At 66.1% G+C, this 13,938-nt stretch carries 13 protein-coding genes; 12 read left to right on the forward strand and 1 reads right to left on the reverse strand.

Annotation, left to right across the window (positions count from 1 at the left end; translation table 11 throughout):
• The first annotated feature begins 78 nt into the window (after nucleotides 1–78).
• The 10 genes from rpsA (at nucleotide 79) to cysM (ending at nucleotide 10,667) form a co-directional block, all read left to right on the forward strand.
• On the forward strand, nucleotides 79–1,773 hold the full coding sequence (gene rpsA / locus E1J61_RS10670) for a 30S ribosomal protein S1 (protein ID WP_133094010.1): 1,695 nt from the start codon (nucleotides 79–81) through the stop codon (nucleotides 1,771–1,773).
• A gap of 30 nt (nucleotides 1,774–1,803) precedes the next feature.
• Nucleotides 1,804–2,214, forward strand: a complete 411-nt coding sequence (locus E1J61_RS10675) for an integration host factor subunit beta (RefSeq protein ID WP_133094011.1) — start codon at nucleotides 1,804–1,806, stop codon at nucleotides 2,212–2,214.
• Nucleotides 2,215–2,486: 272 nt separating this feature from the next.
• The gene (locus E1J61_RS10680) at nucleotides 2,487–2,834 is read left to right on the forward strand and encodes a lipopolysaccharide assembly LapA domain-containing protein (protein WP_133094012.1); all 348 of its coding nucleotides are present in this window, start codon (nucleotides 2,487–2,489) and stop codon (nucleotides 2,832–2,834) included.
• 3 nt (nucleotides 2,835–2,837) lie between these two features.
• Nucleotides 2,838–4,049 (forward strand): lipopolysaccharide assembly protein LapB, encoded by a 1,212-nt coding sequence (gene lapB / locus E1J61_RS10685; protein ID WP_133094013.1) that lies wholly within the window; start codon nucleotides 2,838–2,840, stop codon nucleotides 4,047–4,049.
• Nucleotides 4,050–4,086: 37 nt separating this feature from the next.
• Nucleotides 4,087–5,490, forward strand: coding sequence for a UDP-glucose/GDP-mannose dehydrogenase family protein (locus E1J61_RS10690; RefSeq protein WP_133094014.1), 1,404 nt, complete (start codon nucleotides 4,087–4,089; stop codon nucleotides 5,488–5,490).
• Nucleotides 5,491–5,568: 78 nt separating this feature from the next.
• Entirely contained in the window at nucleotides 5,569–6,513 is a 945-nt protein-coding gene (rfaE1, locus tag E1J61_RS10695) for a D-glycero-beta-D-manno-heptose-7-phosphate kinase (protein ID WP_133094015.1), read from the forward strand.
• 27 nt (nucleotides 6,514–6,540) lie between these two features.
• A complete protein-coding gene (gene rfaD, locus E1J61_RS10700) occupies nucleotides 6,541–7,536 on the forward strand; it encodes an ADP-glyceromanno-heptose 6-epimerase (protein ID WP_133094016.1) in 996 nt (331 codons plus the stop codon).
• Nucleotides 7,537–7,707: 171 nt separating this feature from the next.
• Nucleotides 7,708–8,088 carry a helix-hairpin-helix domain-containing protein gene (locus E1J61_RS10705; RefSeq protein ID WP_133094017.1) on the forward strand — a complete coding sequence of 127 codons (381 nt, stop codon included), beginning with the start codon at nucleotides 7,708–7,710 and terminating at the stop codon, nucleotides 8,086–8,088.
• Between the two features lie 252 nt (nucleotides 8,089–8,340).
• Nucleotides 8,341–9,642 carry a solute carrier family 23 protein gene (locus E1J61_RS10710; RefSeq protein WP_133094018.1) on the forward strand — a complete coding sequence of 434 codons (1,302 nt, stop codon included), beginning with the start codon at nucleotides 8,341–8,343 and terminating at the stop codon, nucleotides 9,640–9,642.
• 122 nt (nucleotides 9,643–9,764) lie between these two features.
• Complete coding sequence (gene cysM / locus E1J61_RS10715; RefSeq protein WP_133094019.1) at nucleotides 9,765–10,667, forward strand: cysteine synthase CysM; 903 nt, start codon at nucleotides 9,765–9,767, stop codon at nucleotides 10,665–10,667.
• A gap of 119 nt (nucleotides 10,668–10,786) precedes the next feature.
• Here cysM and mltB read toward each other — a convergent pair whose 3' ends face one another.
• Nucleotides 10,787–11,893 carry a lytic murein transglycosylase B gene (mltB, locus tag E1J61_RS10720; protein ID WP_133094020.1) on the reverse strand — a complete coding sequence of 369 codons (1,107 nt, stop codon included), beginning with the start codon at nucleotides 11,891–11,893 and terminating at the stop codon, nucleotides 10,787–10,789.
• A 178-nt stretch (nucleotides 11,894–12,071) separates the two neighbouring features.
• On the opposite strand from mltB, the gene E1J61_RS10725 reads away from it, so the two are divergent.
• Nucleotides 12,072–12,995 (forward strand): histone deacetylase family protein, encoded by a 924-nt coding sequence (locus E1J61_RS10725; RefSeq protein ID WP_133094021.1) that lies wholly within the window; start codon nucleotides 12,072–12,074, stop codon nucleotides 12,993–12,995.
• A 12-nt stretch (nucleotides 12,996–13,007) separates the two neighbouring features.
• Complete coding sequence (locus E1J61_RS10730; RefSeq protein ID WP_133094022.1) at nucleotides 13,008–13,811, forward strand: enoyl-CoA hydratase; 804 nt, start codon at nucleotides 13,008–13,010, stop codon at nucleotides 13,809–13,811.
• Nucleotides 13,812–13,938: the final 127 nt, after the last annotated feature.

Here is a 13,938-nt window from a genome sequence, read left to right on the forward strand (position 1 = left end):
AAACCTGACCCCGCTGCACTGGCAGACTGAGCGCGATAGTCGCGCCGGCCAGCGTACTGCGGATTTCACCTTACGTTTATGTCCGACCTGCAAACTAACGAATCCTTTGCCGCACTGTTCGAGGAATCGATCGCCCGCTCCAATATGAAGGCTGGCGAAGTGATCTCCGCTGAAGTCGTGCGCATCGACCACAACTTCGTGGTCGTCAATGCCGGCCTCAAGTCCGAGGCATTTGTGCCGGTGGAGGAGTTCCTGAACGACCAGGGCGAACTCGAAGTGCAGGCCGGCGACTACGTCTCCGTGGCCATCGACGCACTCGAGAACGGCTATGGCGACACCATCCTGTCCCGCGACAAGGCCAAGCGCCTGGCATCGTGGCTGAACCTCGAGAAGGCGCTGGAAGACGGCGAGATCATCTCGGGTACCGTGACCGGCAAGGTCAAGGGCGGCCTGACGGTCATGGTCAACGGCATCCGCGCGTTCCTGCCGGGCTCGCTGGTTGACGTGCGTCCGATCAAGGACACCACCCCGTACGAAGGCAAGACCCTGGAATTCAAGGTCATCAAGCTGGACCGCAAGCGCAACAACGTTGTGCTGTCGCGCCGCGCCGTGGTCGAAGCGACCCTGGGCGAAGAGCGCCAGAAGCTGATGGAAACCCTGAAGGAAGGCGCCATCGTCAACGGTATCGTCAAGAACATCACCGACTACGGTGCGTTCGTTGACCTGGGCGGCATCGACGGCCTGCTGCACATCACCGACCTGGCCTGGCGCCGTGTCCGCCACCCGAGCGAAGTGCTGTCGGTTGGCCAGGAAATCACCGCCAAGATCCTCAAGTTCGACCAGGAAAAGAACCGCGTCTCGCTGGGCGTGAAGCAGCTGGGCGAAGATCCGTGGGTCGGCATCTCGCGCCGCTACCCGCAAGGCACCCGCCTGTTCGGCAAGGTGACCAACCTGACCGACTACGGCGCGTTCGTCGAGATCGAAGCCGGCATCGAAGGCCTGGTGCACGTGTCGGAAATGGACTGGACCAACAAGAACGTGGCTCCGTCGAAGGTTGTCCAGCTGGGCGACGAAGTGGAAGTCATGGTCCTGGATATCGACGAAGACAAGCGTCGTATCAGCCTGGGCATGAAGCAGTGCAAGGCCAACCCGTGGGACGATTTCTCGCGCAACCACAAGAAGGGCGACAAGCTGAGCGGCCAGATCAAGTCGATCACCGACTTCGGCGTGTTCATCGGCCTGCCTGGTGGCATCGATGGCCTGGTGCACCTGTCCGACCTGTCCTGGCAAGAGTCCGGCGAAGACGCCGTGCGCAAGTACAAGAAGGGCGACGAAGTCGAAGCCGTGGTTCTGGGCATCGACGTCGACAAGGAGCGCATCTCGCTGGGCATCAAGCAGCTGTCGGGCGATCCGTTCAACAACTTCATCTCGGCCAACGACAAGGGCTCGATTGTTACCGGCACCATCAAGGCCGTTGACGCCAAGGGCGCCGTGGTCCAGCTGGCTGACGACGTGGAAGGCTACCTGCGTGCTTCGGAAATCTCCGCTGACCGCGTGGAAGACGCCCGCAACGTGCTGAAGGAAGGCGAGCAGATCACCGCCCTGGTGGTGAACGTCGACCGCAAGTCGCGCAATATCAACCTGTCGATCAAGGCCAAGGACAGCGCAGAGCAGCAAGAAGCGATGCAGAAGTTCCAGGCTGACACCGGCACGGCTGGCACGACCAACCTCGGCGCCCTGCTGAAGGCCAAGCTCGGCCAGGACAACCAGTAATCGCAGGCCCCCGCGCTTGCGCGTATGCCCATGACCAAGTCGGAGCTCGTCGAAAAACTGGCTGCCCGCTTCCCGCAGCTGCTGCTGCGGGATGCGGACATCTCGGTCAAAACGATACTCGACGCGATGTCCGAGGCGCTGGCCGATGGCCATCGCATCGAGATCCGCGGATTCGGCAGTTTTGGTCTGAACAAGCGTCCGCCTCGCGTGGGGCGCAATCCCAAGTCCGGCGAACGGGTGCTGGTACCTGAAAAACGGGTGCCGCACTTCAAGGCGGGCAAGGAGTTGCGCGAACGGGTTGACCGCAGCCAGCCGGCGCCTGCGGGCGTCAATGGCAACGGCCATTCCGTCGGTACGGCCCAGGCCGTGCCGGGCAAGGCAAGCACTGGCGCCGCTGCAGCGGCGCTGCACGAGGGCGGACTGAACCTGGTCCGGCCCTGAGCATCGGCTGCCTGCCCAGTTGTCTGGCAAGTCAAAAAAAGCGCCCCAAAGGGCGCTTTTTTTATTCTGCAGCGCTATGCCTGCTGCTCGCGCCCGATGACGCATCGCCGCGCAATACGTGTCAGCGCCCGCAGAGCCACGCGCGTTAGCCTCCCGTAACCGCCGCGTTACCGAATCGAGGAAGTGATTCCGCTACAATGCCGGGGTCATTGCCGGCCCGCGCGCAAGCGCCGGCGCCGCTTAAACGTCACGCTGCCAAGCTGCCTACCTGCATGAAACTGTTTGCCTGGATCGTCCGTATCGTCGTATTCGTGCTGCTGTTCGTGCTGGCGCTGCGCAATACCGCCGACGCTTCGCTGCAGCTGTTCTTCAACGCCGTCTGGCACGCCCCGCTGATCCTGATCCTGTTCGCCGCCTTCGTGCTTGGCGCGGTCGCGGCGCTGGCCTCGGTGGCGCCCGGCCTGATGCGCCAGCGCATGGAGGTCGCCAAGCTGCGCCGCGCGCTGACGCAGGTGCAGGCGGCCGCCGCTTCAGCATCGCCGCAGCCGGCCGCTGCAAGCACGGCCACGCCGCGCGACGCCAAGCCGGTCCCTTACAACGTAGTCGGCCCGAAAGTCTGATCCATGATGTTTGAAACCTGGTGGTTGCTGGCGCTGCCACTTGTCTTTGGCCTCGGCTGGATGGCGGCGCGCTTCGACGTGCGGCAGCTTATCAGCGAGCAGGGCGCGCTGCCGCGTTCGTATTTCAAGGGCCTCAACTTCCTGCTCAACGAGCAACCCGACAAGGCCATCGACGCCTTTATCGAGGTGGCCCGCCTTGATCCCGAGACCACCGAACTTCACTTTGCCCTTGGCGCGCTGTTCCGCCGCCGCGGCGAAACCGAGCGCGCCATCCGCGTGCACCAGAACCTGGCAACCCGTCCCGACCTGCCCGAGCCGGAGCGCGAACATGCGCTCTACGAACTGGGCCAGGACTTCCTGCGCGCCGGCCTGCTGGACCGCGCCGAAGAGTCGCTGCGCCGGCTGATGTCCGGCCCGTACGCAGCCTCGGCCAAGCGCGTGCTGCTCGAGCTGTACGAGGTCGAGAAAGAGTGGCAGAAGGCCATCGACGCCGCGCGCGAACTGCAGACGCTGGAGCAGAAGAGCTACAGCCTGCAGATCGCCCAGTTCTGCTGCGAACTGGCGCAGGATGCGCTGCAGCGCAAGCGTCCCGAAGATGCGGTGAAGTGGCTGAACCAGGCCATCGAAGAAAATCCGGCCAATGTGCGCGCGCCCATCCTGCTGGGCGACGTGGCGGCCGCCGCTGGCGACGCCCGTGCCGCGCTCGGCCACTGGCTGGGCATCGAACGACAGGACGCCTCTTATCTGCCGCTGGTCGCCGACCGCGTGGTCAAGGCCTACGCCAGCCTGCAGCAGGAAGGTACGGCGCTGGAGTGGCTGCACGGCCTGCTCAAGGGCAAGCTCGCGCCGGAACTGCTCGACACCGCCTACAAGGCCGAGCTCGAAACGAACGGCCCCGAGGCCGCGGCGCGCCTGATGCGCGAGCAATTGCGGCGCCAGCCCACGCTGCTGGCGCTGACAAAGTACTTTGAGGCGCAGGCCGCCGTCACCTCGGCCGAAGTGCCGGCAGGTGCCGATGCCCCCGCCGAGGACGGCGCCAGCGAGCGCGATCAGGAAACCGGCGCGATCCGCGACCTGCTGCAGGCGCGCACGCGCAACCTGGCGCGCTACACCTGCCGCGAATGCGGTTTCCGCGCGCGCCTGTTCTACTGGCAATGCCCGGGTTGCAACCGCTGGGAAACCTACGCCCCGCGGCGTTCCGAGACGCTCGGCTGAGCCCGGCGCGCAGCACCACAGAATCTGACCTGAAGCCATGAAAGTCACCATTATCGGCAGCGGCTACGTCGGCCTCGTCACCGGCGCTTGCCTGGCGGAGCTGGGCAACGATGTGTTCTGCCTCGACCTGGACGAAAAGAAGATCGCGCTGCTCAATGCGGGCGGCGTGCCGATCTACGAGCCGGGCCTGCAGGAGCTGATCCAGCGCAACCGCGCCGCCGGCCGCCTGGTTTTTTCCACCGACGTCGCCGCCAGCGTCGAGCATGCCGACGTGCAGTTCATCGCCGTCGGCACGCCGCCGGACGAAGACGGCTCGGCGGACCTCAAGTACGTGCTGGCCGCGGCGCACAATATCGGTCGGCACATGACCGGCTTCAAGGTCGTGGTCGACAAATCCACCGTGCCGGTGGGCACGGGCGACCGCGTCACGGCCGCGATCCGCGAGGAACTGGCCGCGCGCGGGCTGGAAGACCTGCAGTTCTCGGTGGTGTCGAACCCCGAGTTCCTGAAGGAGGGCGCCGCCGTCGAGGACTTCATGCGCCCCGACCGCATCGTGCTGGGCTGTAACCCGGACGCCGCCGGCCGCCATGCGCAGGCCACCATGCGCACGCTGTACGCGCCGTTCAACCGGCACCATGAGCGCACGTTCTACATGGATGTGCGTTCCGCCGAGTTCACCAAGTACGCCGCCAATTCGATGCTGGCCACGCGGATCTCGTTCATGAACGAACTGGCGAACCTGGCCGACGAGGTCGGCGCCGATATCGAACTTGTGCGCATGGGTATCGGCTCGGATCCCCGCATCGGCTACAGTTTCCTGTATGCCGGCGCGGGCTACGGCGGTTCGTGCTTTCCCAAGGACGTGCAGGCGCTGATGCGCACCGCGGCCGACCATGGCAAGTCCATGCGCGTGCTCGAGGCGGTGGAAGCGGTCAACGGTGCGCAGAAGCGCGTGCTGGGCGAGAAGATCGTGCGCCGCTTCGGCGACGACCTTGCCGGCCGCACCTTTGCCATGTGGGGGCTGGCCTTCAAGCCCAATACCGACGATATGCGCGAGGCGCCGTCGCGGGTCCTGGCGCGGGAGTTGGTGTCGCGCGGCGCTGCGCTGCGCGTGCACGACCCGGTGTCGATGGTTGAAGCACGCCGCGCACTGGAGTCCGACCTGTCCGACCTGCCGGACGCGATGGCGCGCGTCAGCTTCCACGACAACCAGATGGATGCGCTGGACGGTGCCGACGCGCTGGCCATCGTGACCGAATGGAAGGTATTCCGCAGCCCGGATTTCGGCCAGATCAAGCGGCGGCTGAAGACGCCGGTGATCTTCGACGGGCGCAACCTGTACGAGCCCCAGGCGATGGCCGAGAGCGGCGTCGAGTACCACGCCATCGGCCGCGCGGCCCGGCCCGGACAACAGGCGGCGCACGATTCCGCGAACAAATAGAGCGTGCACGGGTCAACGACTGATCAACGACATGCTGACGAGGCGGCGCTGGCTGCCTCGCAATCGCCAAGGATCTTCATGAACAAGACCATCCCGCAGGAACAGATCCGGCAGTCCCATATCCTGGTGGTCGGCGACATGATGCTGGACCGCTACTGGTTCGGCGACGTCGAACGCATCTCGCCGGAAGCCCCGGTGCCGGTGGTGCAGGTCAAGCGCAGCGACGAGCGCCTGGGCGGCGCCGCCAACGTGGCGCGCAACGCCGCTGCGCTGGGCGCGCGCGTGGGCATGCTGGGCGTCGTCGGCGACGACGAGCCGGCGCGCACGCTCGAGGCGCTGCTCGCCGAGAGCCACGTCGAGCCCTACCTGCACCGCGACTCCAAGCTAAATACCACTATCAAGCTGCGCGTAGTCGCCCACCAGCAGCAACTGCTGCGCGTGGACTTCGAAAACGCCCCGGCGCACGAAGTGCTGGCCGCGGTACAGGACCGGTTCCAGGGCCTGATCAACGACTACCAGGTGCTGGTGCTGTCCGACTACGGCAAGGGCGGCCTGACGCACGTTTCCCGCATGATCGACGCCGGCCGCGCAGCCGGCCGCAAGGTGCTGATCGACCCCAAGGGCGACGACTACTCGCGCTACCGCGGCGCCACGCTGATCACCCCCAACCGCTCCGAGATGCGTGCCGTGGTCGGCGCCTGGAAGACCGAGGCCGACCTCACCATCCGCGCGCAGAACCTGCGCCGCGAACTGCAACTGGAGGCGCTGCTGCTGACGCGCTCGGAGGAGGGCATGACGCTCTACACGGAAGCCGAAGTGCTGCACGTCTCGGCCCAGGCGCGCGAGGTCTATGATGTATCGGGTGCCGGCGATACCGTGATCGCCACGCTGGCGACCATGCTGGGCGCGGGCGTGACGCTCAAGGAAGCCGTGCAGCATGCCAACCGCGCCGGCGGCATCGTGGTCGGCAAGCTCGGCACCGCCGTCGTTACCTACCCTGAATTGTTCGGCACCGCCCCGTGACGCGCGGCGCCCATTACTGAAGCAACCATGACCATCATCGTGACCGGCGCCGCCGGCTTTATCGGCAGCAACCTCGTCAAGGGCCTGAACGAACGGGGCGAGACCAATGTCATCGCCGTCGACAACCTGACCCGCGCCGACAAGTTCCACAACCTCGTCGACTGCGAGATCTCCGACTACCTGGACAAGGAGGACTTCCTCGAGCGCTTTGCAAAGGGACAGTTCGGCAAGGTCCGCGCGGTGTTCCACGAAGGCGCCTGCTCCGACACCATGGAGAGCGACGGGCGCTACATGATGGAGAACAACTACCGCTACACGCTGTCGCTGATGGAGAGTTGCCTGGAGCAGGGCGCGCAGTTCCTCTATGCTTCGTCGGCCGCGACCTACGGCGCCTCGCAGGTGTTCCGCGAGGACCGCGAGTTCGAGCGTCCGCTGAACGTGTACGGCTACTCCAAGTTCCTGTTCGACCAGATTGTGCGGCGCAGGCTGCCGTCTGCACTGTCGCAGATCGTCGGCTTCCGCTATTTCAACGTGTATGGCCCGCGCGAGAACCACAAGGGCCGCATGGCGTCGGTGGCTTTCCACAATTTCAACCAGTTCCGCGCCGACGGTACCGTGAAGCTGTTCGGCGAGTACGGCGGGTATGGTCCCGGCATGCAGAGCCGCGACTTCATCTCGGTCGAGGACGTGGTCAAGGTCAACCTGTACTTCCTTGACCATCCCGAGAAGTCCGGCATCTTCAACCTGGGCACCGGCCGGGCGCAGCCGTTCAACGACATCGCCGTCACCGTGGTCAATACGCTGCGCGAGGCGGAAGGCAAGCCGAGCCTGTCGCTGGAAGAGCTGGTACAGGAAGGCCTGGTCGAGTACGTCAAGTTCCCCGACGCGCTGCGCGGCAAGTACCAGTGCTTTACGCAGTCCGATGTGTCGAAGCTGCGCGGCGCCGGCTACGGTGAGGCCTTTCTGACGGTCGAGGAAGGCGTGGCGCGCTACTGCCGCTGGCTGATCGGGCGCAACGGCTGACGACCCCATCCAGCATTTCCTCGATCCCGATGACCGGCCGACACGTTTTCGTGCGGCCGGTGTCAACTTGTGTTGCCGTATGCGCCGTCGTGGCGCGCTGAACCTATCCTGAGCTGGCCTCGCCGCGATGGCGGGGTGGTACTTCACACCATCCACAGCAAAGGAGCTTTCATGTTCAAGCATTGGGTCTGGCAACTCGTCCGTCGTTTTTCCCTGCTGGCTGCGATGTGCCTGTGCGCGGGCGGCGCGGCGCATGCCGCCATCGACGTCAATACGGCCGACGAGGCCGCGCTGACGTCGGTCAAGGGCGTCGGCCCCGCCACCGCACGCAATATCGTCAACGAGCGCAACAAGCGCGGTCCGTACAAGGATGCCGCCGATCTTGCCGAGCGTGTCAGCGGCGTAGGGCCGAAGTCCGTGGCCAGGTTGCAGGAAGGGGGGCTGGTATTCGGCGCCGCCGCCGCTGCTGCACCGGCTCCCTCGGCTCCCGCTACCAAGCCCGCCAAGGCGGCTGCCGCGCCGCCAGCCGGTGCCGCCAAGGCAGCGCGCTGAAGCTTCAACCGGAGCCTGTCTCCCTGTGCCGGCTCCGGATGCGTCCGGGCTCGTCGTTGCTGGTACGTCTCGTGCTACACCTGTGCGGCTTCGCAGCCATCCGGCTGCGGAGTATCATGCGGACGCCGCGCCGGCAGGATCTGCCGCGCGCGCGTGCCGGCCGGCAATATGCAGCCGGTTGGCGGCGATCACCAACCACAATCGCGGCGGCCGCTGACGCAGCGGCCCGCCCGGACACAGGGAGCACAACATATGGCGAATGGCGAGGACGCGGGTTTCCTGCCGAAATGGCGGCTCAAGACCGAAGGGGTAATCGGGCCCGACGAACGGCTGCCGGCCGGCCAGACGCTGCTGGCAGGCATCCAGCACGTGGTGGCGATGTTCGGCTCGACCGCCATCGCGCCGATCCTGATGGGCTTCAATCCCAATATCGCCATCCTGTTTTCCGGTATCGGCACGCTGATCTTTTTCCTGTGCGTGCGTGGCCGGGTGCCCAGCTATCTCGGCTCCAGCTTTGCCTTTATCGCCGTGGTGATCGCCGCCACCGGCTATGCCGGCAGCGGCCCCAACCCCAATATCCCGGTGGCACTGGGCGGCATCATTGCAGCGGGCGCGCTCTACACAGTGATCGGCCTGGTGGTGCAGGCAGTGGGCTACGCCTGGGTGGAAAAGCTGATGCCGCCGGTGGTCACCGGCGCGATCGTCGCGGCCATCGGGCTGAACCTGGCCCCGGTTGCGGTCAAGGCGGTCAGCGGCTCGTCGCTCGATACCTGGGTGGGCCTGCTGACGGTGCTTGCCGTGGGACTGGTTGCGGTGCGCGCGCCGGGCATGCTTGGCCGCCTGCCGGTACTGATCGGCGGACTGGCGGGGTACCTTGCCTACTACGTGGGCACCAGCGTGATGGGCCTCGGCAAGCCGATCGACTTCTCCGGCGTTGCCGCGGCGAGCTGGTTCGGCCTGCCTGCGTTCAGCGCGCCGGTGTTCGAGGTCAGCGCCATGCTGCTGATCGCGCCGGTGGCGATCGTGCTGGTGGCTGAGAACCTTGGCCACATCAAGGCGATTGGCGTGATGACGGGCCGCAACCTCGATCCGTATATCGGCCGCGCGTTTATCGGCGACGGCATCGCGACCATGCTGTCGGCCAGCGGCGGCGGCACCGGCGTGACCACCTATGCCGAGAACATGGGCGTGATGGCGGTCACCAAGATCTACTCCACGCTGATCTTCGTGGTGGCGGCGGCGGTGGCCATCCTGCTGGGCTTTTCGCCCAAGTTCGGTGCGCTGATCCTGACCATCCCGGGGCCGGTGATCGGCGGGCTGACCATCGTGGTGTTCGGCCTGATCGCCGCGACCGCGGGCCGGATCTGGGTGCAGAACAAGGTGGACTTCTCCAGCTCGCGCAACCTGATCACGGTCGGCGCCACCTTGACGGTGGCCGCCGGCGACCTGACGCTGAAGCTGGGCGGCATGACGCTGGGTGGCATCGGTACCGCAACCTTTGGCTGCATTCTGCTGTACCACCTGCTGGGCGAAGGCAACCACGAGGCCGACTGAGTAGCGCAGGGAAGGGGAGCGAGGCGGGGCGCGTTTGCGCAAATCCCGCCTGTCGGCGAGGGAAAGGTGACTGGATTACAATGGCCGGCGAACCTGACCTACCATCGCCCACCCCCTCCCCCATGGCTTACAAGACAATTGAAGACACCATCGGCAATACGCCGCTGGTCAGACTGCAGCGCATTCCCGGTGCCGCCAACGACGCGCGCGGCAATGTGATTCTCGGCAAGCTGGAAGGCAACAACCCCGCCGGGTCGGTCAAGGACCGCCCGGCGGTATCGATGATTGCCCGCGCCGAGGCGCGGGGCCGCATCAAGCCGGGCGATACGCTGATCGAGGCCACTTCGGGCAATACCGGCATTGCGCTGGCCATGGCGGCCGCCATCCGCGGCTACAAGATGGTGCTGATCATGCCCGAGGACCTGAGCCTGGAGCGGCGGCAGAGCATGGCGGCCTACGGTGCGGAGATTGTCCTGACGCCGGTGAAGGGCGGCATGGAATACGCCCGCGACCTGGCGGACGCGATGGAGCGCGAAGGCAAGGGCGTGATCCTCGACCAGTTCGCCAACCCCGACAACCCGCAAGCCCACTACGAAGGCACCGGCCCCGAGATCTGGCGCGATACCGACGGGCGTGTCACCCATTTTGTTTCGGCGATGGGCACGACCGGAACCATCACCGGCGTGTCGCGCTATTTGAAGGAGCAGAACCCGGCGATCCAGGTCATTGGCGCCCAGCCGGCCGAAGGCTCGCGCATCCCGGGCATCCGCAAGTGGCCGGAAGCCTACCTGCCCAAGATCTATGATCCCGCGCATATCGACCGCACCGAGCCGGTGAGCCAGGCCGATGCCGAGCACATGGCACGCCGCATGGCGGCTGAGGAGGGTATCTTCTGCGGCATCTCGGCGGCCGGCGCATTGTGCGTGGCGTTGCGGATCGCCGAGGAAGTGGAGAACGCCACCATCGTCTTCGTGGTGTGCGATCGCGGCGACCGCTACCTGTCGACCGGCGTGTTTCCGGCCTGATGTTCCCGCCTGCTCCCGGCCTGATCCGGGCCTGATCCGGGCCTGATCCGGGCGGCGGCCGCAGACAAGAAAGCCTCGCGCAAGCGAGGTTTTTTTTGCGTCTGGGTGTCAGGCGTGGCTCAGCCCATTGCCGCCTTGACCGCTTCGCCCAGCTGGTACACCGCCAGTGCGTAGAAGAAGCTGCGGTTGTAGCGCGTCAGCACATAGAAGTTGCGCAGGCCCAGCAGGTACTCGGTCGGCTGGTCCGGCGTGGGCAGGTCCACCACCAGCACGCCGGTCTCGCCTTCGCGCGCAGTGTCGATGGGCTCGTCCACGCGCAGGCCGGCGCGGGTCAGCTGGTTGAGCGTGCGCGTCGGCCACGGTTCGCCATCCGCGGCCGCGGTGGCGACGCCAAGGCTGCCGCTGTCGCCGGCAATGCGCCATACCACCGGCCGGCCCGGTTCCCAGCCATGCAGCTGCAGGAAACGCGCCACGCTGCCGATCGCATCGGTCGGGCTGTTGCGCAGGTCGATGCGGCCATTGTTGTCGTAGTCGATGGCGTATTCGCGCAGGCTGGTCGGCATGAACTGCGGGATGCCGATCGCGCCGGCGTATGAGCCCAGCACCGAGTACACATCGGTGCGCGTATCGCGGCACCACAGCAGGTAGTCGGCCAGCTGGTTGCGGAACAGCGTGGAGCGCGCGGCGCGGTTCGGCGTGTCGGGATAGTCGAAGGCCAGCGTCGACAGCGAATCGAGTACGCGGAACGTGCCCATGTCGCGCCCATAAATGGTCTCCACGCCGATGATGCCGACGATCACCGATGCCGGCACGCCGAATTCGGCCTCGGCGCGGCGCAGCGTGTCGCGGTTGTCCTGCCAGAAACGCACGCCGGCATTGATGCGGATCGGCTCGATAAAGCGCGAGCGGTAGGCGCGCCAGCTTTTGCGCCCGGTGGTGGCGGGCGGCATGATCAGACGCACCACGGTCGAGGAATAGACCGCCTGGCCGAACCAGTCCTGCAGCGCGCCGCGGTCGAAGCTGTGGCGCGCCACCATTTCATCGATAAAGGCGCGGGTTTGCGGGTTGTCGCGGTAGCGGCCGGGCTCGATTTCTTCTTCACGCACGCTGACGCGGCGCTTGCCGGCGGCGAGAAGGCTGGGGGAGAGGCCGCAGAGTCCGAGTGCGGCAGCGGAAAGCGCGGCGCCCAGCAGGGGGCGTCGCAGTGAGCGCTGGGGGTCGGTCATGGTGTCCTTTGCAAGTCGCACCGAGTATAGCGGATGCCACTGCAGCAACCCGGCGCCAGCTTGCGCGACCCGGCGCGCGAACCGGCTAACCCGGGCTCGCCAGCGAGGACGCGCATTGGGTGGCAAGGCCCGCCCTGTGCTAACGTAGCGAATGGAGACAACCGAGCGACGATAAGAGATGCCGACAGGCTATTACACGCACCCCGAGTTCCAGCGGCACGAGATGGGTCATTTTCATCCCGAGTGTCCGGAACGCCTGCAGGCGATCGAGGATCACCTGATTTCGCACGGCCTGGACGGGCTGCTGGAGCGCCGCGAGCCCACGCCGGCCACGCGCGAGCAGATCGAGCGCGTGCACCGGCCCGACTATGTCGATTCGCTGGAAAGCACCAGCCCGGCCAGCGGCTACTACCCGATCGACCCGGATACATCGATGAACGCCCACACCCTGAGCGCGGCCAAGCTGGCCGCCGGCGCCGCGGTGGCAGCGACCGATGCGGTGATCTCGGGCGAGTTCGAGAACGCTTTCTGCTGCGTGCGCCCGCCTGGCCACCATGCCGAGCCGGACCGCGCCATGGGCTTTTGCTTCTTCAACAACGTGGCCATTGCCGCACGCCACGCGCTGCAGGCGCATGGGCTGGAGCGCGTCGCCATCATCGATTTCGATGTCCACCACGGCAACGGCACCGAGGCGGCTTTCCGCGGCGACGAGCATGTGCTCATGTGCAGTTTCTTCCAGCACCCGTTCTACCCGTACAGCGGCACCGAGCACCTGGCGGCTAATATGGCAAACATCCCGCTGCCGGCCTACACCAACGGCATGGCCGTGCGCGAGGTGGTCGAGACCATCTGGCTGCCGCGCCTGCACGAGTTCCGCCCGCAGATGCTGTTTATCTCGGCCGGCTTCGACGCGCACCGCGAGGATGACCTCGGGCAGATGGGCCTGGTGGAGCAGGACTATGCGTGGATCACCGGCCAGCTTGTCGACGTGGCGCGCAAGCACGCGCAGGGGCGTATCGTCAGCTGCCTGGAAGGCGGCTATAACCTGAGCGCGCTCGGCCGCAGCGTGCTGGCCCACCTGAAAGTCCTGCTGGAACGATAGGAGGCATCCGCCATGGCCGAGAACGATGCGCGCGTGGACGCGCCGCTGCTGACCGAAACGCGCGATGCCGCCGGCGTGGTGCGGGTGACCATGAACCGGCCCCAGGCCTTCAACGCCTTGTCCGAAGGCCTGCTGGACGCGCTGGCCGAGACCTTCCGCCGGCTAGCCGCCGACGACGCCGTGCGCGTGGTGGTGCTGGCCGGTGCGGGCAAGGCCTTCTGCGCCGGCCATGACCTGCGCGAGATGCGCGCGACGCCGTCGCACGACTACTACCGGCGCCTGTTCGACCGCTGCACGCGCGTGATGATGGCGATCCAGAAGATGCCGCAGCCAGTGATTGCGCGGGTACAAGGTATCGCCACCGCGGCCGGCTGCCAGCTGGTGGCGATGTGCGACCTCGCGGTCGCCGCCGACGACGCGCGTTTTGCGGTGTCCGGCGTCAACCTCGGCCTGTTCTGCTCGACGCCGGGCGTGGCGCTGTCTCGCAACCTGCACCGCAAGCAGGCCATGGAAATGCTGCTGACCGGCGATATGATCGATGCCGCCACCGCGCGCGAGCGCGGGCTGGTCAACCGCGTGGTGCCGGCCGCCGCACTGGACGACGAGGTGGCGCGGCTGGCCGCCAGTATCTGCGCCAAGCCGGCAGCGGCGGTCGCCGCCGGCAAGGGGCTGTTCTACCGCCAGCTTGAAATGGGTATCGAGGCCGCCTACCAGCTCGCCGGCCAGACCATGGCCTGCAACATGATGGATGACTCGGCGCTGGAAGGCGTGCAGGCCTTTCTCGACAAGCGCACGCCGTCGTGGCGTGGCGGATAGTCGACTTATTGTGGTTCTTTATGCTGGGTGTGCATAAAGACATCGATAAAAATTCGTTTATGGTATGAAGCGAATCGCATAAAATACCGGCTTCACAAAAATAAGTGCGGCAACAGCGCTCGAGACA

This window comes from Cupriavidus sp. L7L, assembly GCF_004353535.1.
GTDB classification, from domain to species: domain Bacteria; phylum Pseudomonadota; class Gammaproteobacteria; order Burkholderiales; family Burkholderiaceae; genus Cupriavidus; species Cupriavidus oxalaticus_A.

What these genes read in the sequence shown, in the direction of transcription:
- E1J61_RS10725 (WP_133094021.1), top strand. Translation starts at nt 12,072, where the DNA reads ATGCCGACAGGCTATTACACGCACCCCGAGTTCCAGCGGCACGAGATG.
- rfaE1 (WP_133094015.1), top strand. Translation starts at nt 5,569, where the DNA reads ATGAACAAGACCATCCCGCAGGAACAGATCCGGCAGTCCCATATCCTG.
- E1J61_RS10705 (WP_133094017.1), top strand. Translation starts at nt 7,708, where the DNA reads ATGTTCAAGCATTGGGTCTGGCAACTCGTCCGTCGTTTTTCCCTGCTG.
- E1J61_RS10710 (WP_133094018.1), top strand. Translation starts at nt 8,341, where the DNA reads ATGGCGAATGGCGAGGACGCGGGTTTCCTGCCGAAATGGCGGCTCAAG.
- E1J61_RS10680 (WP_133094012.1), top strand. Translation starts at nt 2,487, where the DNA reads ATGAAACTGTTTGCCTGGATCGTCCGTATCGTCGTATTCGTGCTGCTG.
- rpsA (WP_133094010.1), top strand. Translation starts at nt 79, where the DNA reads ATGTCCGACCTGCAAACTAACGAATCCTTTGCCGCACTGTTCGAGGAA.
- E1J61_RS10730 (WP_133094022.1), top strand. Translation starts at nt 13,008, where the DNA reads ATGGCCGAGAACGATGCGCGCGTGGACGCGCCGCTGCTGACCGAAACG.
- cysM (WP_133094019.1), top strand. Translation starts at nt 9,765, where the DNA reads ATGGCTTACAAGACAATTGAAGACACCATCGGCAATACGCCGCTGGTC.
- mltB (WP_133094020.1), bottom strand. Translation starts at nt 11,893, where the DNA reads ATGACCGACCCCCAGCGCTCACTGCGACGCCCCCTGCTGGGCGCCGCG.
- E1J61_RS10690 (WP_133094014.1), top strand. Translation starts at nt 4,087, where the DNA reads ATGAAAGTCACCATTATCGGCAGCGGCTACGTCGGCCTCGTCACCGGC.
- E1J61_RS10675 (WP_133094011.1), top strand. Translation starts at nt 1,804, where the DNA reads ATGACCAAGTCGGAGCTCGTCGAAAAACTGGCTGCCCGCTTCCCGCAG.
- rfaD (WP_133094016.1), top strand. Translation starts at nt 6,541, where the DNA reads ATGACCATCATCGTGACCGGCGCCGCCGGCTTTATCGGCAGCAACCTC.
- lapB (WP_133094013.1), top strand. Translation starts at nt 2,838, where the DNA reads ATGATGTTTGAAACCTGGTGGTTGCTGGCGCTGCCACTTGTCTTTGGC.